The sequence below is a fragment of the Chryseobacterium sp. II3a genome (assembly GCF_057815135.1).
On sequence record NZ_JBYPZJ010000001.1, the window covers coordinates 796474 to 819751 of the forward strand.

20 protein-coding genes are annotated in these 23278 nt (G+C 34.5%); 1 reads left to right on the forward strand and 19 read right to left on the reverse strand.

Features of this window, described 5'->3' with window-relative positions; genetic code table 11:
* Positions 1 to 58: 58 nt before the first annotated feature.
* The 16 genes from AC3HD6_RS03550 to AC3HD6_RS03625 all read right to left on the reverse strand — a co-directional run bounded on the left by AC3HD6_RS03550 (position 59) and on the right by AC3HD6_RS03625 (position 17929).
* On the reverse strand, positions 59 to 904 hold the full coding sequence (locus AC3HD6_RS03550) for a hypothetical protein (protein WP_488895097.1): 846 nt from the start codon (positions 902 to 904) through the stop codon (positions 59 to 61).
* 357 nt (positions 905 to 1261) lie between these two features.
* Positions 1262 to 1729, reverse strand: a complete 468-nt coding sequence (locus AC3HD6_RS03555) for a GNAT family N-acetyltransferase (protein ID WP_488895342.1) — start codon at positions 1727 to 1729, stop codon at positions 1262 to 1264.
* Between the two features lie 134 nt (positions 1730 to 1863).
* Positions 1864 to 2316: a GNAT family N-acetyltransferase gene (locus AC3HD6_RS03560; RefSeq protein ID WP_488895098.1), complete on the reverse strand. Its 453-nt coding sequence runs from the start codon at positions 2314 to 2316 to the stop codon at positions 1864 to 1866.
* Positions 2317 to 2365: 49 nt separating this feature from the next.
* Entirely contained in the window at positions 2366 to 3430 is a 1065-nt protein-coding gene (locus AC3HD6_RS03565; RefSeq protein ID WP_488895099.1) for a serine hydrolase domain-containing protein, read from the reverse strand.
* A 116-nt stretch (positions 3431 to 3546) separates the two neighbouring features.
* Entirely contained in the window at positions 3547 to 5043 is a 1497-nt protein-coding gene (locus AC3HD6_RS03570; RefSeq protein ID WP_488895100.1) for a serine hydrolase, read from the reverse strand.
* A gap of 427 nt (positions 5044 to 5470) precedes the next feature.
* Positions 5471 to 5953, reverse strand: a complete 483-nt coding sequence (locus tag AC3HD6_RS03575) for a hypothetical protein (protein ID WP_488895101.1) — start codon at positions 5951 to 5953, stop codon at positions 5471 to 5473.
* Positions 5954 to 6353: 400 nt separating this feature from the next.
* The gene (locus AC3HD6_RS03580) at positions 6354 to 7340 is read right to left on the reverse strand and encodes a hypothetical protein (protein ID WP_488895102.1); all 987 of its coding nucleotides are present in this window, start codon (positions 7338 to 7340) and stop codon (positions 6354 to 6356) included.
* Entirely contained in the window at positions 7333 to 8925 is a 1593-nt protein-coding gene (locus AC3HD6_RS03585; protein ID WP_488895103.1) for a hypothetical protein, read from the reverse strand. The genes AC3HD6_RS03580 and AC3HD6_RS03585 overlap by 8 nt, the downstream gene beginning before the upstream one ends.
* Before the next feature lie 124 nt (positions 8926 to 9049).
* Positions 9050 to 9922 carry a hypothetical protein gene (locus AC3HD6_RS03590; protein WP_488895104.1) on the reverse strand — a complete coding sequence of 291 codons (873 nt, stop codon included), beginning with the start codon at positions 9920 to 9922 and terminating at the stop codon, positions 9050 to 9052.
* A 15-nt stretch (positions 9923 to 9937) separates the two neighbouring features.
* On the reverse strand, positions 9938 to 10552 hold the full coding sequence (locus AC3HD6_RS03595) for a hypothetical protein (protein WP_488895105.1): 615 nt from the start codon (positions 10550 to 10552) through the stop codon (positions 9938 to 9940).
* The gene (locus AC3HD6_RS03600) at positions 10537 to 12039 is read right to left on the reverse strand and encodes a hypothetical protein (protein ID WP_488895106.1); all 1503 of its coding nucleotides are present in this window, start codon (positions 12037 to 12039) and stop codon (positions 10537 to 10539) included. The genes AC3HD6_RS03595 and AC3HD6_RS03600 overlap by 16 nt, the downstream gene beginning before the upstream one ends.
* Positions 12040 to 12059: 20 nt before the next feature.
* A complete protein-coding gene (locus AC3HD6_RS03605) occupies positions 12060 to 12635 on the reverse strand; it encodes a hypothetical protein (RefSeq protein WP_488895107.1) in 576 nt (191 codons plus the stop codon).
* A 25-nt stretch (positions 12636 to 12660) separates the two neighbouring features.
* A complete protein-coding gene (locus AC3HD6_RS03610) occupies positions 12661 to 13467 on the reverse strand; it encodes a hypothetical protein (RefSeq protein ID WP_488895108.1) in 807 nt (268 codons plus the stop codon).
* Between the two features lie 30 nt (positions 13468 to 13497).
* Positions 13498 to 14103 carry a hypothetical protein gene (locus AC3HD6_RS03615; protein WP_488895109.1) on the reverse strand — a complete coding sequence of 202 codons (606 nt, stop codon included), beginning with the start codon at positions 14101 to 14103 and terminating at the stop codon, positions 13498 to 13500.
* Positions 14104 to 14113: 10 nt separating this feature from the next.
* On the reverse strand, positions 14114 to 15847 hold the full coding sequence (locus AC3HD6_RS03620) for a PAAR-like protein (RefSeq protein WP_488895110.1): 1734 nt from the start codon (positions 15845 to 15847) through the stop codon (positions 14114 to 14116).
* Between the two features lie 198 nt (positions 15848 to 16045).
* Positions 16046 to 17929 (reverse strand): type VI secretion system Vgr family protein, encoded by a 1884-nt coding sequence (locus AC3HD6_RS03625; RefSeq protein ID WP_488895111.1) that lies wholly within the window; start codon positions 17927 to 17929, stop codon positions 16046 to 16048.
* A gap of 390 nt (positions 17930 to 18319) precedes the next feature.
* Between AC3HD6_RS03625 and AC3HD6_RS03630 the strand changes: the two genes are divergently transcribed.
* A complete protein-coding gene (locus AC3HD6_RS03630) occupies positions 18320 to 18886 on the forward strand; it encodes an REP-associated tyrosine transposase (protein ID WP_488895112.1) in 567 nt (188 codons plus the stop codon).
* A 459-nt stretch (positions 18887 to 19345) separates the two neighbouring features.
* Here AC3HD6_RS03630 and AC3HD6_RS03635 read toward each other — a convergent pair whose 3' ends face one another.
* The 3 genes from AC3HD6_RS03635 to AC3HD6_RS03645 form a co-directional block, all read right to left on the reverse strand.
* Entirely contained in the window at positions 19346 to 19816 is a 471-nt protein-coding gene (locus AC3HD6_RS03635) for a hypothetical protein (protein WP_488895113.1), read from the reverse strand.
* Between the two features lie 237 nt (positions 19817 to 20053).
* Positions 20054 to 22450, reverse strand: a complete 2397-nt coding sequence (locus tag AC3HD6_RS03640) for a hypothetical protein (RefSeq protein WP_488895114.1) — start codon at positions 22448 to 22450, stop codon at positions 20054 to 20056.
* Positions 22451 to 22661: 211 nt separating this feature from the next.
* Positions 22662 to 23246 carry a YdeI/OmpD-associated family protein gene (locus tag AC3HD6_RS03645; RefSeq protein WP_488895115.1) on the reverse strand — a complete coding sequence of 195 codons (585 nt, stop codon included), beginning with the start codon at positions 23244 to 23246 and terminating at the stop codon, positions 22662 to 22664.
* Between the last annotated feature and the right edge of the window lie 32 nt (positions 23247 to 23278).

The window sequence follows — 23278 nt, forward strand, 5'->3', positions numbered from 1 at the left end:
CTATATAGAAATGTAAACCTACTTAAATATGAAAGAGATGGATAGAAAAATGTTCAGTTTAATGCTGTTCTTTTATTCCATCTAATATTTTTTGCAGTTTATACAGATTTGGACTTTGAAAGCCATAATTAGTAAATAAAAATTTTGATCCTTTTATGATTTTTTCATTTTGAAGATAATTCCAGTGAGGGGGCGGGTTCTTGGATGCATCCAATGTTTCGTTTAAACAAATTAGCATTTCATCATGTTTATATATTAAAATGAATAAGGTAACCTGTTTAAGCCTTGGTTTAATATTTTGTATGTAGGTCCAATAGTATTCGTATTTGAACGGGTAATTAATTGTAATTTCATTTTCTTTCATCTGTATTGTCAAATCAATTTGCTGATTGTTTTTTCTATGCAATGTGACTATTGACTGGGCAGACTTTTGTCCCTTAATTCCAATGATTAAAAACAGCGATGAAAGTAATGAAGGAAGGGCCCAATACAGTATTAAGTCTATTTTATATTCATTGGTTATAAAAAAAATAAATAGACTTGCCACTCCAAGTATACCTATAATTAAAGCAAGACTGCTAAAATGAAAACTCTTTTGTACAGTAGAAAACACTGCCTTAAAGTATTCATTACCATGCAAGGATTTTTGAGCAAATTCAATATTTGATGAGTCATCACCAAAGACCTTTCTTTCAAAGTCCTTAATAGTTTCTTTTTCTATCTTTTCCTGCTCTATCTCCTCTTTTTCTTCTTCTTCAAGAGCTTTTTCATATAAGCCTCTTTTTTTCAATATATCAATTATGGCATCCTGAGCATCCGGAACATAACGTTTACGGTTTCTGTACATTTCCAAAATGTTCCCATTAGGCTTAAGATCTAAAGTGTCATAATACTCATTTTTCATAGCATCATTTGTTTTTTTGAATACAAAATATAATTGATAGTGTTAAAAGTTAAAAATAACCAAACGAATTGAAGTGGCAATGAAAATTTTTAATTAAATTAAGTCTTTTTGATGTTGTTTTTATAGTGTTTTATGTGCGAAAATTCATGAATATAATTTCGCTTCATGAAAAGTTAATGGTCCTTATTGATGAATTTACCACTGCCAAGAAAAAACTATACAATATATAGGAAATAGCGCCTTTGTTAAGTCTTTAACGCTAGGTTGGTTAGCAATTAATTTTCAAAATCAGGAAGCTTAAAAAATACTTCATCAAAATATAAGTTTAATACCACACAGCTGAACTTTTTGTTAGAGCTAAATATCAAGTCTGTAAATAAATTCCTCGATTTCCGTTTGCCTGGCATTGGCAAAACCTTTGTCAGTACCGATTTTAATAAAGCCGCAGTTTTCCAGAACTTTTTGTGAACCAAGGTTGTCAAAAGCGACCCGTCCAAAAATGGGCCTTGTCATTTCGATGGTAAGAAAATCTTTCAACGCTGCAGTAGCAATACCTTTTTCCCAGAAATTTTTATCGAGCCAATAGGTGATTTCTGCATCGCCTTCCATAACAAATTTGGCAATACTGCCTGCAATAACAGAACCTACCATAATGGTCTGGTTGTTGACGGTCGGATTATCCAATAATTGAGTGTATTTAGCCAGATAGGCTTCTCTATTTTTAGAATCCTCTGAAGTAAATGCAGCAAGGTGTCTGGCTTCATCATCAAGCTGAAATTGGAAAAGGATTTCTAAATCATCAACTATTGTGGGTCTGAGTTTTATTTCTTATATATGATCTTCCATTTTAAAGGGTGCATTGGTTGATTTTCAAATATAATTAAATATGACAGTTAAAAATCAGGTTCATAGTGTGAGAATGATATAAATCGGAAGAATTTCGTGAGTGAAGGAGTACATTAGCGCTCATGTGCTTCCATGATCATGATGTATTTATCAATTCCTTTACTAAATCCATCCGGTACAATCTCTACTGTTCGGAATCCGTTCTTTTTATAAAACTCAGCAGTATGCTGTGAGGTTTCAATTTTGTAAGGCATGGATCGATAGGTCTTTTTTAACAAATCAATTCGGTATTGAGTAAGGGCTTTTCCAATTCCTTTTCCATGATAGTCAGCATGAACCATTCCCCATGATAATCCCGCCGTATTATTCTTTGTATCTAAGAAGAAACCTCCACATGCTATGATATGACCATCCATTTTAACCACGAAGTAATTCTCTTTAGTATATTGATCTAAAAAGTCTTCAAAGAAAGATAATTCTTCCATAGCAAAAAACTTTGGCAAATTGCTTTTGAAGATTTTGATGCAGTCTTCTCTGAAAATTTTTGTGTAATTGATGATTTTCATAAGTATTGGTTGTGGTTTATATTTGTTGATTTAAATAGGAAAAGATGTATTACTCTTTACCTTTGATCTCAGGAAGTTTAATTTCTTTGTTATAAAGCAGATAAACTATGTTTTTTATAAAATCTTCCTTTTTTATTATTTCTCCGTTCGTCTCATAAGCAATGGATAGGTCTGCCTCTTTATTATAAATGAGAATTGCGTGAGATCCTAAAGTATCCCCGCCGTGCCCATAAAATATATGATGATCAAAATCCCAGATAGCGATCCCTCTTCCCCAATCTTCTTTGCCTAATACAGGTTCCATCAATTTTAATGTTTTTTCTTTTAAAACTCTGTTATGGAATAAACTATTAATGAAAATATTCAGATCATAAGGAGTCGCAGAAATATCGCCTACACCAATTACATTGAGAAAGTCTATTTCCTTTTTCAGAACCTTCCAGGATCCGTTTTCATATCGGTAAGGCAGGAATACATTTTTTTTGTCAGATTTGAAAGAGGCTATATTTTTTAAGCCCAAAGGTTTTATGATTTCAGAATACAGTATTTCGTGAAATGGTCTCTGGTATTTTTTTTCAAGAATTTTTGTCAGGAGATAGTATGCTGAATTTGAATAGGCAACCTTTTCACCTGGCTCAAAACTTTTCCCCTGTTTAATGATCAGGTCCATAATCTCCCGGTCACTTACTTTTTCGGTAACCCAGACTTCACCATCTTTTACCACATAGCTTCCCAATCCACTGGTGTGCTCTAATAAATTTTTAATGGTTATTGTATTGGAATTGGGAATCTCCGGATAAAACGCTGAAAGTTTATCATTTAATTCGAGCTTATTTTCTTCAATTAATTTAAAAATTAAAACAGCAGTCATCATTTTGGTAACAGAGCCCACCTGGTATCTGGTATTTTTATTATACGTTAATTCAGGAATGTTTTTTTGTCCAAAATTTTTAGCATAGACTTCCTTACCATTTTTAAAAACCGACAAGCTTCCAACTCCTATATTATTGTTTTCAATATAGCTCAGATAATTATCCAATTTTTCAACAGGAATGGTTTGTGAAAAAAAATAACCGGAAACAAGAAGAAGTAAGCAAACAATTAGGTTTTTCATGGAGTTAGTTCTATTATTTATCAATATAAGAGTCTGATCGTTAAATATATTACATCTCAGGAGATATTGCCGTATATTGTGAAAAATCTTTACGGAGAATATTTCGGAGACCATCATTATTTTATACTCTCTTTTTCAATTTTCAAAAGCATTTCTTTCGCATTGTTATTATCAGGGTTTAATGCAATGGATTTCTGATACATGGTAACAGCATCTTCCTTTTTACCACATTGTAGCAACGCTTCTCCATAGCTGTCATACACGTTCCAACTCATCGGAAATAATAGTGTTGCTGAATGGAAGGTTTTCAAGGCGTGATCACATTGCGGAAGTCTGAGAAACTGGTATCCCAGCTTATTAAAATCTCTTTCAGAGGTTTCAGAACTGCGTGGATTTTTCAGATATTCCTGAATCAGCTGATCTGCTTTTTCATTGTTTCCACTTTCAAGTAAGCTTCCATAGGTTCTTGAAAAATTTTGTTCTGGAACCGTATGCGGTTTGTTATTCATTATATTTAAAACAGTATTGGATATAGCAAAAACAGGAGTATTTCCACTATTCGAAAGAAGAATAACGGTTTGGTTTTTAGCCATATTATGCAGTAAAATACTGGTGAGACCATTGATTGCCCCATCGTGAAAAACTATCTTTCCATCAGTTTCGTCCGTATACATTGCCCATCCTAAGCCATAGCTGGCTTCTTTTCCGTCTATCATAAAAGTTACTTTTTTCCCATCACTGAGTGTAGTGGGAGTTAAAGCATCCAGCAGTTCTTTCTTTCCTACTATTTGATGGGCAAACAATGCGTTTTGATACTTTTTAAGGTCTGATGCCGTACTTAGAATACCTCCGTTTCCATAAAAATTACTTTTTTCCTGTATCAGAAAAGGATCTTTAAGGGTATTGACATTCACAAGATGGGTTGAATATAAATTAGGATAAGTGTATAATTCTACCTGATTTTGACTTTTAATTTTCCTGTTAACAGGGACCAATGAATCTTTCATTTTGGCAGGTTTAAAAATATTCTCATCCAGATACCGGCCATAGCTCATTCCGGAAACCTTCTCTATGATCATTGCGGCAATACAAAAGTTAACGTTATTGTATTCCCATTTGCTTCCTGGTAGAAATGAAAGGGGAGTTTTAAAGCGAAGGAGTACTGGAATAATATCCTGATTAGAAATTATTTTTTCCGGATTTTCTTTGATAACCGTATCAAATAAATGATACTCTTGTGCCAATCCTGAAGTGTTGCTAAGGAGTTGTTTGATACTGATATTAGAATAAGGGAAATCTGGCAGATATTTTTGAACAGGGTCTTCTATCCTAAGCTTTCCTTTCTGTTGAAGCTGCAAAACAGCGGTTGAGGTAAACGTTTTTGTGATTGAAGCAATGGGGAACTGAGACGTATCACTCATCTTTTCATTCTTCTCTATATTTGAAAATCCATACCTATTAGAAAAAATAGCATCTCCAGGGTTGGAGGTAACGACACTTCCATTAAAAATTTTTTTCTCATAAAGCGTTGAAAACAATTCTTTCAACCCTTGCCCGGAAAGAATGTTGATAAAGAAGATTGTTATCCATACGAATAGGTATTTATTTCTCATTTTATTTTAATTTTTGTAATGATGTTTTCAAGATTTCATTCAAGCGATTTTTGATCATTTCATTAGTTAATTAGCTAAGATGACCTTCAGTAAACAATCAAATGCATTGAATGATTTTTGATTTCCTTCATAGGTAAAGAAATATTCTATGGTTATTTTATGGTTTACACTAATAGTAAAACACCTGAGAAAAGGATAGTATTACATTGGAGTATAAAATTTTAGGCTGTCCTTACACTTTATTTCTTTTAAATTAAATATTTATAGTATTGATTTTTTCCAGCTTGTCAAAAGTCAGTGAATAAGTAAAGTTTTTTATTATTTGTTTGAAATAAAAATCTCCGAAGTTGTCTGACTCCGGAGATTGGATGAACTTGTATGAGTGTCTTTAAATACCTTTTAAAAGATTAATATTTTTTGGGATATATTATTTTTGTTTCAATGAAAAGTTATCTATATAAACAGCTTGATGAACGCCATTCAGCAAAACTTTCATGCCTAAGTGGGTGTCTTTTTTTATAGAAATATTGTATGTTTTTTTATCCCCTGTTATTTTGGAAGGTTTAGCGATTGAAACATATGATTTGGCATCGGAAGTTTTGTTGACTGAGAAAATTTCCAGTGTGGTCTCTCCTCCGTTATCTGAAATGTCAAGGGTAAGAGTATAGTTTCCGGCTTTAATTTCTGGAGTCTCTAAATACATATTTTCTCCCGGGCTGTTCATAGAATAAAATATAATTTTTTTGTCACTCGCATACAGCATTGCTTTCCCTGGCTGAGCAGTCCAGCATTTATCAATATCTTTCCATGTATCAAAATTTTCTACAAGAGTAGATACGGTTTTACACTGTGCTTTTGCAGTTAGAAGCCCTCCCATAGTTATTAGCCCGGCTAATACGATTCTTTTCATGTCTTATTTTTATTTATTTTATGTAAAAATAAGCAAAAAAAGATTACAGCGGAAACATTCAGTTCAACAGAGTATAGGGAGTGTTAAAAATAAAGGGGAAAAGGGGAAGGAAAAGTAAGAATAGCTTGCTTTAATAGCCTTGCATGAGCTTCGTTTTGAGGTTTTTGAATGAAGAACAAGTCTATGAATTTAATTGAATAGGTGGTTAACAATATCGTCTAAGTATCATGTAAAGGTAGTTTGTGTGGCATCCTTGACAAGGATCTTAATTGGATAGAATTTCATTCAAAAATAGGGTAGCGAAGTGCATCGATTTTATCTGATACACCATTGAATATGTGCTGATTGCCACTCATTCATGAATGAAAAGGCCTTTTAAATGCAGAAAATAAAGATACTACTACTTCAATTCCCTTTTTTCCAACATCCCGTCTTTATACACTTCAGTATAAATCAATTGTCCTTTTTTTCTTGTATTGATGATAGGTTCTCCTGTTTCTTCATTATAATTTTGCAGTAATTTATAAAACTTCCATGTTCCAGTAGGTGATCCATTTTTGTATTCCGCTTCCAGATACGTATAAGGATCTGTAAACTCAGGATATTTTTGTAAATCTATAGAACTGTTTGATTTGTATTCTATCCATTTTCCATCTTTGGTGTGATTTTTTACCATACCTTGTTCTTCGGTATTTTGGTATGAACCTTCTTTATCGAAGTATCGGGCAAATTTTCCGGAAGGAAGGATTTGGTATTTTTGTAAAGGTTTTATGGTAAAAGGGTTTTCACTAAATTCATAATCCTGTAGAGAAATGATATAATTTTTGTCAATATTGAATAAGGTATAGTTGGCAAACCCCATTTCTCCCTCATGATGAAGATAGATTCTCTTCATATCAATCGGCTTATTGTCTTTTGTTGACACTAAATATATTTTTTCAATAAAGGGTTCTGCATATCGAACGGTATTGTACACGGCCATAAAGTACAGGGAATATTTTCCATAACACAAAAATTTAGAGGCCATCTTAATCTGATAAGATTTTTCATTGACATTTTTACTGAATGGTAAAAGAGCATCATATTCTTCTGGAAGCAGGACAAAATCTTTGGGTATTGCTGTTTCAAATCGTAATGCCTTAAGTTCCTTTAGTTTATTTTCATCCTGTATGACAGGCAATACTGCATCAGCTGTTGTTTGTTTTGAAAGATCTGAATATCCAAAGGGCAGACTTATACAATCTGCTTTATTGGTGTTAAAGACAGCTGATCCTTTATCTGTTGAACGCGTTTCTGCGCTGATGGTCTTATTTTCCGTTTGAGCTTTAGAATAGCAGGAAAAAAGGAAAAATAAAGCAGCGAAGTAAATGATATTAATTTTAGGCATAGATATCTGATATTGGGGTGAAACCATGAACATGCAGGTGGTTGTTATGTCTTGGAGTAGCGGTATGGGTGGTGTGTGGTAACCGTGTTGTAACATCATCACCAGTGCTGGCATTGGAGGTGTTGGAGAAATTCTCTGATCGGCCTGATTCAAATCCAAAATCATAAAGAATATTTCGAAGAATCACCTGGTTTTCATAATCAAAATTGGCAGCACTAAGGACGGTATTGACTCCATTTTCCTGAGTCGTTAATAAATTCAAATCTCCTGCTTCTCCATTCACGTGTTCTGCACTGGGATAACATGACGCATCTGAGTAAGAAAAACCTTGAGATACGATATAATGCGTGTGTCCTTGCTGTCTGAATTGTGCTAATGATCCTAAGAAACCGGCAAATAAATCCGGCTGAATACTTCTCCTTCTGGTATGCTGGAATCCATAACGAATGATGACCCCATTCTGATTATAATTAAATGCTTCAAAAATCTGCGGACCTACACCAGCATTCGCTAAAATATCCATATCCACCAGATCAACATTTCCTTGCTGATTGGCATACCATTTATCAGTAGCTCCATCACCAAGAGTTCCGTTAGCATACACCAATAATTGATGAGCATCGATCTGTTCGCCGGCTGCTCTATTGGCAGTAAAATCTATGGTCTGCGAAAGATTTCCTCTTTGAGCTAACGGTGGAACGGTATTGACTCTTCTTTTTCTGGTGACACTTACTTTAGTTCTGGAACAGATCCTGTGTTCATTATCATTTTGATCGTAATAAAAATAAACAATGTCATTAGAATGGTTATTCAAAACCTTCTGAATCCTTCTTCTTCTTTCCGGATTCTGAGTGATCACCTGTAAAGTGTTGTATGTATTACTGCCATGATGAATATTGTATATCGTTTTACCCACCACCCGGAAGCGGCCTCTGTCATCATTCAAGAAAATACCGGCTCCGTTTACCTCTTCCTGGCTATCTCCGTAAGCACAAGGTTTATTGTCTGTTCTTTCTACCGCTATTTCCAGATTAATGCTGGCATCTGCGAGTCTTTCGGTCCACTCATCAAAAATAGCTCTACCATCCGGTCTTAGTTGCAGTTTAATAATCGCTTTATTAATATGGTCGGCCTCTAAGTTACAATAATGATCATGGGTCCCTTGTCTGTTGTTGAGCGCATCAAAGTTGCCTACTGCCACCGTAAATAATCTTTGGGCTTCATATCGGTTGGGAGATACGAAACGCATTAATTGTAAGGTATCTGTACTTTCCGTCATCGTATTGGCAGAAGGTCTTATCACCACATCTATGCTCAAGTTTGTCATATTACTGGTTTCTATGACCAGGTATACCGTTTTTCCTAATATGGAATCGTATGGAATTTCCTGATTCTGATCATCCCGCTGCACATGGGCAGAATCAATTTTGGTAAAACTGACTCTTGTTCCATCGTCTGTTGTCACTTTCTTGGCGAAATAAACATCAGTGATCCGCTGTAATGAGTTATCGGGAGTATCCGGAGCCAACGGACCATTTAAGACTTGCGTCTGCCCGGAATCTGTTATGGTAATACGTGTCGCCATTTTAAAATTTTTACTTTTTTAATACGGTTTTTTTTGATACTAAAAGCACACAGCCATAATAGGACAGCCTTTTGCTGAATTTTCCATCCGAAGGATTTGTATCTCTTCCATCCATGGTATTTTGCTATAGTTCTTCATGGCTTATTTCTTTTATATGATAGATGATTCTCTTTTGGTAGTTGTCTCCAAGAGAAAATTCTATGGTAAGTTTATGTTCCAATACTTCTTTGGTGACAAAATCCAATAAAATCTGTCCTTTATATTTGTCCAGTTTGGGGAAATCGGTCTCCTTATGATGGGCGATTTCCTTTCGCTGCATTTCTCCATAAAACATCTCCCAGTTTTTATCTGAGGGGATATTGCCGGTATATTGTAGCAATAATAACTCATCATCATAACGAATGGCCTCTGGTTGTATACTTTCGTCAATATCTATGATGGCGTTGGTCATAAAATTACGATAACGTACACCATGCCTTACCTGGTCATCTTTCTCATCAAATCTTCCATAAAATGGATGGAGGATCATTCCGAAATGAATATTCTTTAAAAGATCTTTAGCCACCAGATGTTCACTCTGATACAATGTTTTTAAAAACTGATAAAAATCGTCTGCTTGTTTCCCAACATAAGTTCGGGAAAGCTTTTCTACTGTTTTTTCCACTTTCTCCTGAAGAGCAGACAGGTCCTGTATGTTTTTTAACCTTCCATATTCATCTGTTATGAGCTTTACATTGTTATTGATCTCTGCAATCCTGTCTAAAAAATTCTTTTCTGCTGACGAAAGTTCTTTATCTCGATGAACTCTGTCGAAAATTTCAATATGGTATTCAAATCTTTCTGTTTCTAAACGCTTCAGCGTAACATGAAAAACCTTGTTCAGCTCACTTCTATGAGTTTCTCCATAGATAGTGGTATATTCATTATAGGTGTAGCGGTAAAATTTCTTTCCTTCCTGAAGGTTTAATTTAACATGTATGGGAAACACTGGTTCCATAATTTTTCACTCTTGCTATTGCCAATTGAACTTGGTATTCGTTTTTTTCTTTTCTAAACACTCTTGTACACTATATTTTGTGGGACATAAAAAGCAATTCTTATCAGAGTTGATGAAATAAGAATTCAGATTAATTTCCCGGCTTGGCAACAGTACATGATGGGTATCTTTTTCACATATTGAAGTAGCTGGATAATCCGCATAATCATCTTTGGCTATTTTATGATGATGAACTGCAGAACTTACTTTGCTTACCCCGGTAATAACAACATTGTTTTTAATTTTTTTAATCTTAAAAACATAGGCATCAGAAGTAATAAGACTGTTGTATTTGATCGACAGGTCTTTGGCCGACTGATCTGCTATAAGTTCATAATCCTCCTGAAAAATGTTCTTGTTATCAATATTATTTAAAGAAACAGGTACTTTGAAGGTAAAATTCCTGCCGTCTATTTGTACTATTCTTAAAGCATAACAGCTGTCACACTTCATCTCAGTTGCCTGGTTGATCGATCCTACTTTTTTCTTATTCTGTAAAACCGCAATATGATCATTACTTACTGAAGTACTCTGGCAGCTGTTCAGTGAATAAAAAAGGAGGAAAAAGAGGTATATTATTTGTTTACGCATTCTGTATCATATTTAAAAAATTCTTTAGTCCACTTGGTGTAATCTTTTCTTTCTGCTATATTGGTTTGGCCTCCATTAATAGCTTGTGTTACCTTTTCAACATCAGAGTCTGCCAATCCGTTATCCATCGCAGTAATAGTATCGGTTTTATGGATGGTAGAAAACCAGCCGGCAGAATTAAAAGCATGAAATAAGTTTTCAGAAATGTTTTTAGCATAGGTTTTTAGTTCTTCATAAAAGGCTTCATCAAGACCTTTTTCCCGAGCTTTGGGTCTGTTTGTTATACATTCGCCAACGCCTTCATAGCCGGACCTGAACTTGATATACGTGTCATAATGGGTCGTTTTATTAACGTAGTCATAATAGGCCAGGTAATTATAGTCATGGGTGATTTGTTTCATTCCTCTTCCCTGGAAAGGCACACCGCCTTTATAATTGGCAGGAACAGAATCTCTACTTTCATAGGTGTAGGTGAAGCTTATGGTTTCTAAATACATCTGCCCCAGGAAATGAATTTTTCTTCTGCAGGTTTTAATGCTGAACTTCTTAAACATGGCATTCATTTCATCAGTAAACAGTTTTATCTTATCCCTGTTTTCAGAGATTTTTCCGCTGGTAATACTAATAGCTGTTATTTTTTCTTTACCGCCATTAAAAAATGCGTCTCTTTTCGATTTGTAATTCTGCTTATCTCTTAAATGATAAATTAAATCAATCATTTCATCCACAGTGATGTCTCTGTTGCAGTAACAAGGAGTTCCAGCAATTTCAAATCTTTCGCCGTCTTTGTTTAAAAACTCATGGGTATCATCCGGAAATATGATGGTATCCTGTGTATCTTTTACTTCCGCTTTAAAATATACAAAAGCATTTACATCTGTTCTTTTCTCAAACTTTTCTACCAGTTTCTTTACATCCTGATCGCTTTTGGGACGCAGCGTTATTTCTTTAGAATATTCCAGAGTGCCGTTGATCGGGAATTCAATAGTGGTTTTTTCCGTATCACCATCCAAAAATTTTACGGGATTATCATATACGTTTTCCGGATTCGTTAATTTATTTTCATGGATTTCCACAGAGAGTTTTCCAGTGAATCCCTGACATTCTGCGACTACCCAGACTTTCTTTTTAATAACACTTTTATCAAGTTTTTCAAAATTAAAAACAGGTTGACCATCCTTCATTTCCTGTACTTCTTCTTCCCAGGTAATTTTTACCGATTCTTGGGCCTTTAATTTTACAGAATCTTCTTTATCAGCCTGAATGTTTCTTCTTCCTTTTTGTTCATATTTCTTTTTAACATCAGATACCAGCCCGCCTTTTTTTACAGGATACATTTCTTCTTTGGATCCCCAGGTCATTTTAGGAACCTTCTTAGCAAAATAAATTTTCACCACATGTACCTCATGATCCTTCTGACTTTGCTGATCATAAGCTATTTGACGGGGATTTGCTGTATAGCTGTCTTTTTCTTGTTCGTCACTCATATCGCTGTATTTTGAGCAGATTAGTAAAAATCCTTTGAGTTCTTATACTTTGTTTCCAGGTCTTTGATCACTTTCAGTTTTAATTGGGAAGGCAGATCTTTTAAGGTCACATTCAGATCTTCATTGATTGTACATGTATTGTCTTCTCCACAATAATATCTGATATGATGCAGGTACTTTTTATGCTTATAAAATAGAATGTATGAGACCTGTGTATCATTATCCATGTTTCCGCAATACGTAAAAGGAATTAATACTGCCTGATGTTTATCTATTGTAAAATTGGATATATTATTTGTTTTTAAATTGATTAAACCAGATTGTGCATACGGATAATTGTAAGTTACATTATCTGTATAATGTTTATTTTGAACAGTGGCATTGATAAGGGTTACCGCACCATCAAACCTGTTTTTTTCAGCATTACAAGGGTTTATGACTTTTACAGTAAGCTTATTGGACACCGTTCCGTCTTTAAAATCTTTACTGATCATCAATGAATCCTGATAGTATACTTTCAAACTGTCATGCACAGGCTTTTGCCCGAACACAGGAATGAAGAAAAATAATATTAAACTAGTAACCAAGCTTTTCATTTTTTTAATATTTGAAAACATTCATCTACCAACAGAATTTATCTGATACTGCATATTCTGTACATTGATCAACTGTCTTTAATTTACCCTTAACAATTTTATTTTTATAAAGCTTTCTTTCTCTGGTATCACTCACTCCTGTTATAAGATATTTTCCTGTTTTGTCCCAGCCGTAGAATGCTGCTTTATCAAAAAAATCAGGCTCGAAAATAAACTTGCTTTCTTTTTCAGACCATCTGTAAAATTGATACATATCATTGTCTCTCATAGAGCTTGCAAAATCCAGAATAAGAAGATCTTCATACCCGTCTTCATCAATATCCATAACTGTTATAAAATTCAGATGACCATTCCTGAAATCAACTTTATCATAACCGATATAATCATTTTCTATAAATCCGCTATTCTTATAATAATTATAAGTATAATAATATGAATTGTAATTGATAACTTGCGAATGTTGAAATTCAACAGTTCCTTCTATACATTCATATGCAGACTTAGGTAAAAAGCTCGTACCTTTTTCTACTTCAGGAATCGTATAATGTTTTCCTCTTAACAGATCTTCAGACCTAGAGAGCAGCAATCGAATGTCTATCTTTTTGTTATTTGCTTTCAGAGGAATGGTTACCATATACTTTAATGGTACTCCCAATGTATCTATATTTTTTTGTGAACTTTGTTTCTTGGAAGGCACGGGAGATCGTATTTTACCTTCAACCTCTGTAGAATCAATTCTTGCTATATTGATATCTTCATTGTTTGAGATATTTTTAGGTTGATTTCTTACACAGGAAATCAGCAGAATTAGTATTAAAACATATTTTTTCATTCATATTACTAATCTTTTATTAACAATTTTTTATTTTTCATTTATTGTCCAAATAGCTTTTTTATCTTCTTCAAATTTCTTTCTATCCTCTTCAAATTTTTTTAAATTATAGCTATTGTCAACAGGGAAATTATTTTTTTGTATTTCTATAGATTGAAAAGCTTTTATTGAATTAATTGGCTTATATTTTTTTATTTCCTTGCATCCATTTTTGGGAATGCAAATACTAATACTATCAATCAGGTTACTTTTTTTATTGACAAAATAATTTAATTGGGCAAAAAAATTATTTTCATTTTTAGTCAATTTTTCTCCCAAAAAATATTTAGAATAATAGTTGCCTTTATTATATCCAAAAAGGATCCAGATATGGTTTATGTTATTCTTAGGAATATTATCTAAAATCATTGTATGGTAATTTTTCAGTTTATCTGAACTTATCTTTGTTGAATCTATGATATTAACTTTTGATGATTTTATAAATTCATTCTTGCTAAAGTTTTGGATGAAATCCTTAAAAGGAGTTTTGGTATCATAATAGAAATGTCCTTCTCCTAAAATATCAACGTTATAATGCCTTTGAGCATTATAAAACGTAGAAAAAATAATTAGTCCTAAAAAAAGTATGTTTTTCATATTTTATATTTTATATTCCTCTTCGCATTTCATCCCACTGCCATTTGTAATATGCTAATCGTGTATTCTTATTCTTATCTGTAGAGTCTTCTACATCAACTCTTACTCTTTCTGAATAATCCATAAAGTTATCTGTATGTCCTTTATAAAATCTATATGGACTATTGTCAAATAAGTGCCACAACCCTAAATTATGACCAAACTCGTGAGCAATTGTAGGGTTGTCTAATGCTTGTTCGGTAAAAAAAACAACAGTGTTTCCAATCGGTTGTGCCGTTTTTAAATAGGCAAAAGCATCCACATTTATTACTCTAATAGAAAAAGACTCATTGCCTGCGGGATCTTTTGTAATAAAAAATCTTTCTTCTTTCTTTCCCATTTGAACAAAAATATTTGCAAAAAACATAAATTTATTTTTATCGTTTATGTTTCTTACTGGGTTTTTATTTGCTCCATTTTTTTCATATAAACTCATTAAATCATTTCTGAAAATTTCTAAATCTTCTATCTCATTTTCAGCAATTCTTGTAGACGCTTTTTTGGGAGAGATTTCTAATTCTTTCATTATTGAAGTCTTTTCTAAACCATATTTTTCTATCAATGTTTTTCCACTTTCTTTATATAGTCGCAAATCAAAATCTTCAGGTGTTTTTATTTTGCATTGAATCAGAGCTTGATTTAAAACTTTTGTATTTAAATAAGTTTCTAAATCGCTGCCTCTTTTTCTTTTTAACACCCTTGAACTTTCATTATTGATTAAACAATCTACAATTGTTATATCTATATTTTTAATTTCATTATTAGCATAGATGAACAACTTTCCAATCTGTTCATTCGTTTTTTCTTGATCTCCATCTTTTAAAACTGCTTTTACTATAATTTCTGTGTCTTTTGATATTGCCTTGTTACATTTTACTGTTATCCCTTTTTTTGCTTCTTTTATACTTTTTGCAATTTTAGGCGTAATTTCAATATCAGTATTTTTGCATTCAAAGTGAATTTCTATTTCAGCAGGTTTTTTTATTTTTTCATTTTCTTTAAAATCTTCAAATACTTCAATGTCCAATTTAATTCCGTTTATATGAGGAGAGTTTGGATAATCTATCGGAAATATAGATAACCAGGTACAATAATAGTCTTTCTGAAATCTAACAAATGGGCTATATTGAGTTTTTAACTCTTCAAAATTTTCACAAAGAGGTGTTTTTGTAGCTTCAGCTTTTCCGTTAGATTTAGTTTTTATAGGAGTAGGAGGATTACTATTATTATACAAAACTTTTTCCACTGGTGCAATATATTCTTCTCTTAACCAATCAAAACCATATTCTCCTTTGTAAGAATTTCCTCTTCTAAAATTGATTAAAAATTTATAATCAATTTCAGTTTTTGGCTCTTCCGGTGTTAAAACTCTATCCACTTTAGGAATGGGTGATGGAGAAGCAGAATTAAATTCAGGATCACAATCGATATAAGATTCTTTTACCAAAACGGTTTGCTCCTGTATTTGAGTCGTTCCCGGGTTTTCCCATGGCGTTAATTTGATAACGCTCATGCAGGGTGGGGGAGACATGTTTCTTGCCGGCCATTTGGGATGTCCGCAGGTTCCTTTGAACTGAAGGTTGACCATATTGTTTCCATCGCCTATTGTCGCAAACGGCTGATCCTGAAGGTTGATTTCATTGGAGGTCACTTTCAGCTCTCCAGGCCCCTGAGCATAAGGGCATTTCAGTGTAGCTCCATTCATTACCATTTCTCTTTTTTCGGTAGGAGAAGGTTCGCTGGATTTTTTCTGTTGTTCTGCTCTTTTTTCAGAAAGCTTTTGATCGTGTGTTGAAGTTTTCTGATCTTCCATGTGTTACTATTTTGGATGGGATTCAATGGTGAGGTGGTTGTTCTATTCGTGGGCTGCCAATGAAAAACTGACTTTCATCCCTCGGATAGTTTATCCCTTACTTACTTTAACGTCTTTTCCGCCCTGGAATACGGCCAATGAGGTTCCTCTCAGTTTTAAATCGCCTTTTGAGGTCTGTATATCGGCTTCTCCGGAAATACTTTTAAATTTACTTCCTGTACTTTCTGTCTGATCCTGCTTTACGGTAACAATTTTATTTTCAGAGGTCTGAGTATATCTTTTTGTAATCGATTCGGTATGATCATTTCCTATATTCAGGGTGCTGTCCTGCCCAATTTTTGTGGTCATATTCCTTCCCACTGAAATATGCATATCTTCCCCTGCGGTGAAAGTCATATTTTTCGGTGCGGTAACATTGATATTCCCTTGGCCATCCATAAAATAAGTATTTCCACTTGGGTCTTTAATGGTAACACTTCTATCAGCATCATTCATTAAAACCCTAATTCCGCTTCTGGTTTGTATAGACTTCAGATGATTGTCCAGGCCTCCGCCCAAACCTACCTGCCCATGAAACATTCCTCCCATGGCAAATGGAAAATCGGGGTTATGGTATTCAAACCCTACCATGACCTGATCGCCAATTTCAGGAACAGCCACAAAACCCCTGTTTTGAGTGATCGCATCTGTTCCTCCGGCGTCAGGACTCATCATTCTGATAAAGTGGGTAGTATCATTTAACTGCCAGTCAAACCTTACCTGTATTCTTCCCTGATTCAATGGATCTACATTGGAGATCACAGTGGCTACCTGCGGTTCTGCTTTTGGCATTTCAAAATCAGGTTTTGGCATAAAACCGGTTCCTTCGGCGATGGCTTCAAAGCTTCCTTTATAATAGCCTCTTGCATCTACTTCATGGCTTACTTCTGTAATCATCAGTGTTGTAAAATGAGAGGTTTCATTACTGTCTTCCTTTCTCATCGCCAGATCTGCCACACAGCCAATATAAAGGAACGGAACGGTAGTCTTTCCCGAAACGGTAAAAACTTCTACCGCCTTACTTCCCCTTGCGCTTTTCTGGGAATCATCCACATCAAGAAATACATTGGGATTGATAGGAGTAGGGGTTAATGAGCGGGTGGTGAATATAGTCTCATTCAGCTCATATGCCTTAGAAGATAATTCTCCTAAATGGTTGATCCGGTCATCAGTACCCACCATTTTTGTATGTCTGCTGCTGTTATAACCAAAGTATTCGGGTTTGGTGTGAACAGCTCTTAGTTCAACGTTCACATCAATGACATTGCTTCCATATACCAATAGGATAGGTTTCTCAGAAGGAGGGAGCTTTCCGAAATGAAGGATTTCTCCATCATAATAAAACTGTTCACCATAAGCTTCTGCAATCCTTGTCAGGTAATTGTAATGCGTTTCGTTGTATTGTGCGCTGTAGCTGATATAACTTTTGTTCTGGGTGTCTACCCTGAAATCAAATTTGCTTGTCCCTAAAGTTTCCTTGATAATCCGGTCTGCAATAATATTGGTATTCACAGACTGGGTGCCGCCGAAGCTTTGGGTATGGGGAGCCGCATCCATCAGAATCGTAGGGCTCATTCCTTTTAAGATAATATTTCCCAGACTCATTTTTTCCTGACTGAAGGCTACTTTGGTAATGATACCCACAAATGTTCTCTCTGGAGTTTCATTTTCGTAATCTTTATATTTAAAAACAATGGTGATTCTTTTTCCTAAAAACTTTTGGGCCTGCTGAAGGTTGTGGTTTTGTACCTCTCCTAAAGAATCATGAGCCAATACCAGTTCAAAATCATGGTGCTTTCTTGCACTCTGCTGCAAACGAAAGTGTTTAAAGTGATTGATTGTTTTGCCCTCAACCACAATTTCCAGTTTTACCACCCGGTTGATCCCCGAAATGTGGTTTTCTGAAACTTTCTCAGAATTTGAGGTGTTTTTCATAATATTTGGTGCGTTTTTTTGGATCTTATGTCACCGAAGTTAGATAAAAAAAATAGTACAAAATGTAAATTTTTGTTAAATCTGAAAAATTGTAGTAAAACTACGATTGGTTTATTTAAATGACTTTAAATTAGACGTTTGTATAAATTCTTAGGATTGATGGAGTTCTGGTTCGGAAAGTAGGTTTTGAAGTATTGTTTAAGGTTTGATTGAAATAAAATCTTCAACGTGGGGAGACTTCGGAGAGCGGGTTGACTCTTGCTTTTTGAAAAGAAAATTTTTAAAGCTGTAAAAATATTAGATAATAGCCCTCGCTATCGCACGATTGTATCGTGTGGTTTTATCTCAACCATTGTCTCACAAAGTTTTATCTTTATAAAAACATAATTGATGAGTCGTAATTACAAATTTCACAATCCTCAAGGATTATATTTTATAAGTTTTGCTGTGGTAGGTTGGTTGGATGTTTTTATTAGAAATGAATACAAAGAAATTCTATTAGAAAGTTTAAGATTTTGCCAACAGAGTAAAGGAATGGAAATACATGCATGGTGTATTATGTCAAGCCATGTACATTTAGTTTTCAGAAGTATAAACGGGCAAAAGCCTGAAGCTCTAATTGGTGATTTGAAAAGATTTACAAGCAAGGCAATTGTGGCAGCAATCAAAGAAAATCCTACAGAAAGCAGAAAAGAATTCTTATTAGATTTCTTCGTTAAAGAAGGTGCAAAAACTTCAAATGTAAGTCAATATCAATTTTGGAGACATGATAACAAACCTATTGAGTTGTGGAGCAATAGAGTGATTAATCAGAAGATTAACTATATACATCAAAACCCTGTGGAAGCAGGTCTGGTTTTTCGTGCGGAAGATTATAGATACAGTAGTGCTATAGATTATTCCGACGAAAAAGGACTTTTAGATGATATTGTTGTTTTCAGAATGTTTGATTTGTAGTATATAAACCACACGATGCAATCGTGCGGTAGCGGGGGAGACTTCGGAGAGCAGGTCTAGTTTTTCGTGCGGAAGATTATAGATACAGCAGTGCTATAGATTATTCCGACGAAAAAAGGCTTTAGATGATATTGTTGTTTTCAGAATGTTTGATTTGTAATATATAAACCACACGATGCAATCGTGCGGTAGCGGGGGTCTCCTTTGACACCAATGGCTAATATATTATATACTATTCATTATGTTGTTATTTATTGTATAGGTATAGGAGTTTTTCTTCATTTTCTAATAATGAACCTAGAATTAATTATTAGAAATAGAAAATCTTAGTAGATATAGCAGAGCTATAGATTATTCTGATGTAAAAAGGCTTTTGTGTGAAGAGAATTTGGTTGATATCCTTGTCAAGGTTTAAAACCTTGACAAGGATGCTTTTTATTGATGCTTTTTTACAATATTCTACCGGAGAAGATACCAGATTGCGGCTGCAATTCCAGCATAAGCTGTAACTGTAATAATATCAGCTATGGGTTTTGAAAATCTTTTTTCTGCAATTTTATCACCATTGATCTGGTTCTTATGGAATTTCAGGATTTTTTTAGGATTATTAGCCGGATGAGCAACCAGACTGTCGCTTTCCCATCGGTCAACAATTATTTTATAGCTCTTGCCGTCAACATCAATTTTAACATTTTTATTAGGAGCTAGTTTCTCCTGAATGTTGACTGGAGCAGGGGCAGGTGTTTGTTGTGTGTTGTTGTTCTGGGGTTGAGCTGTTTTCATTGTGGCAACCATACTATTAGCAACAGCTGTTCCTTTTTTAGATTCCTGCTTATTGTCAGTGGCAGGAGCCGCTGTTTTTTTTACCTGATAAGTATAGCAGCTGGTAAGAGAACATAATATGAAGATGAGATAAAGATTCTTTCGCATTGGCCAAATTTAAGAATTAAACGGAATATTTGATATTTTCTTTTGAAAGATCCTGTTTTTTTGAGAGAAGGGCAACTCTTTGACTGTGTTTTTTGATCTTTATGACTGCAATAACTTATAATTTCAACTTCATTATTTATTATATTCCTGATATTTTATATTGATAGCTTTATGTACGGAATAGCTTAAAGAAAAAGCCTTTCAGGAGAACTGAAAGGCTTTTAATATTAAGATCTATTATTTAAAAATTTGCTGGTCATAAAGAAGATTGTCGTCTTCATCAAAACTTATGATGGTAACTTTATACTGTTTCGCACTGTCGTTATTGAAAAACTTGATTCTTGGCGGAACATAATCACTGTCAAATAAATTAGGATTCCAGTAAAGGGTTTCGCGGGTATCGTTTTCAATTTTTGCATTCTCATCCAGCATTTCAACAAGGAACTCTGAAGGTTTATCATAGCCTTTGACAACAGATGAATTGTTTTTTGGAGCTTCTTTTCCTTTGTTTTTAGGTTTCATATCACCTTTCATTGTGTAGATGGCTACCGCATCACCTATTAACCCTGCTCCTTTAATGATTTTTACCATAGCAATATTGTTGATAGGCAGTGTGGAAATCATAGAAGGGTCTGTTGCAATCTCATCTAAATACAGCTTCGCTTGCTGGCCTCGAATATAAGGAACATTGATCCCTGAACTATTTCTTTGGAACGTTAAACCGGCAGCTCTTCCCTGTAACCATTCTAATATATTGATTGATCCTTCGGCATGCTGATCTTCATTCACAAAATCGAATATTGTAGAGTTCAGAGAATTGAACATTCCTGTGGAAAGCTGCTTATCCAACTCTTCTTTTGGATCTTTCTTTTTTCCGGTTAATTCTACTTCTTTTATTTCCTGTACTTCAGCACCTTCTATCTTTTTATTGTTTTTCTGAGTGTTGATTGCTCTGGAAATAGCTGGTGGAAGGGTTTTATTTCCGGTGGATTTTACAAGTTTATATTTTGTCTCCGGGAAAGTCCCGCTAAAGGGTGTAGGATTTACTAAAGGTTCTGCCGTTACGAATAAATTATCAGCACTTGATTCTTTATCATTTCCTGAATTGGCAAATAAGGAAACACTCAAAGGTTCATCATTGCTGAGGTTATTCAGATAAACATATCCGCTTTGATCGGTTTGAAACGGGCTGATAACGGGTTCGTTTTTACCTGACTTCAATAGTAGAATCACACTGGAATTGATAATCAGTGCATTGTTTTTAATAGGCTTTACCCTATAAGAAAGATATTTTGGTGACTTGGTTTTAATGGCGGGCACGGATCCGCTAAGCACGGAATTCCAGTCAAATCTTTTCCATTTTTCAGAAATAAGCAGGGCATCCAAAGCTTCACTATTGGCATTTTTAGTAAAATACTGTGCCGGATTGTCGATTTTTGTTGTGAAATCTCCTGTTAGCCAAAGGCTGCTCAGTATATTTTCTTCTTCAGGCTTATTGCTGCCGTCATCCTCACTTACCAAAACCGTATAGTTCTTAAAATAGGATTCAGGAGAAAGATCAATGCTGTTAAAAGATCTTGGAGTCTGTTTTATGCTCTGGCCTATAATTTCTGCTTTTGCAAGTTTTAAATCATTCGGTTTTATGAAGCATAGTCTTTGAGCAACCAGATTATCCTGATCATCAAAAATCGCTAATTGGAAAACCCCGTTTGCTCCATTGCTTACTTTAGTAGGAATAAGGCTTGAAGCTTCATTCGTTAATTGTTTAATATTGGCTTTATACGCAAGATGGTTATTGATGGTTCCTACCACCTTATAATTTTGAATCTGTTGTTTTAGATTAACGCCTTTTAAGGTATATTTAATTCCTTCTTTAGAGCTGTTAACTTCTAAATGGAGACCGCTGTCTGCAACCTGGGGAAGGTCTATTGTTTTACTTTTTCCTGTATTATCCTGAATGATGGCCTGGTATTTTTTTCCTGAAGCAGGAGTGATGGTAAAAGAGGCAACATTTTTATCAAAAGACTTAAAGGAGGCAATAGAAACAGTAGGGTTTTGTGCATCAATTACTTTTCCGGTCCAGTTTTCCGGTAAAGAAGTACTGCTTGATACTCTTACGGCAAACTTTGTGGGAGTACCGTTAATGAAATTTCCGCCTTCCGGAAATGCTTTTGCAGACCAATCGGAACTTTTAGCAATTGTTAATGATTCTGTGGAATTGGGATTGTAAACCGGAAGTGTTTTAACGATTTGAAAATCTTCACTAAAGTTGGTCATGTAAGGCGTATAAGCTCTTACAAAATACACCTGTTCAGGAAGGTCTTCTTTCAGTTGGAAATCACCGCTGCCCTCACCATTAGTAAGAAGAACGGTTCTCCAGTCGATTAATTTTTTATCAGAATTATATAATTCTACAAATAGAGTAGTAGATAATGCAGAACGGTTGTATCCGTCGAATACAAAGCTTTTAAACCAGATTTTGTCACCAGCTGCATATTGGGTTTTATCGGTAAGTAAGTATACTTTTTCCTGTTCGTAATTATCCTCAAGACTTGTAAGTGCCTTTTCCAGTTTAGTTTGTGCCAGTATAGGCTGCACCATGGAAAGAAGCAATACACCGAATATATTTTTCATAGAAATCTTAACGCATTTTAATTCATGGCTAATTTAATCAATTAAGACTTCAGAAACTGATATTTATCCTCTTATTTTAAAAGAAAAACATCAGATGGATAATATTCCTTTGAATATGATTTCTTAATCTGTTTTTTTTTATAGTTTGAGTTACAGAAATGCATCAGTAGGTGAAGTTTTGAATATTTCCGGTTGTATTAAAAAGGGAAGATCATCGAAATCGTTCCGGTCTTTGCTTTTTTGCCGCATGTTCCACCAGCTCATTAATGCGTTTTTTACGGGTTTCCGGCCGTTTAGCAAATGTTACCCAGTGCAGCATCATTTTTTTTACTGTTTTGCTGAGAGATAAAAAATAGTCTTTTGAACCTGCATGGGCTGTAAAAGCGTGTTCCAGATCATTGGGGATGAGGAGTTCTTCAACACTATCCAGGCTGGTCCAAGAGCCATTTTGTTTGGCAGTCTCAATACTTTCGAATCCGGCGGCCTGCATCAATCCTTCATCTATAAGTTTCTGAACTTTTTCTTTATTGATTTTAGACCAGATGCTTTTGATTTTACGTTTGCTATACAATTGCATAAATGAGTGGGAATTCACAGTTTTTCTTGTACTGTCAATCCACCCGAAACAAAGCGCCTCATCCACAAGCTCACTCCAGCTGACGGTAGGAAGACCTGATTTTTTAGTATTGCAGATCAGCCATATATTCTGAACTGAACGATGGTTTTGCATTAGCCATTCACGCCATTCCTGTCTTGTATTTATTGTAATGGTATTTTTTTCTAAATCTATTTTCATTGTGCTGTTATTTTGCTTTTATTTTTTTTAAA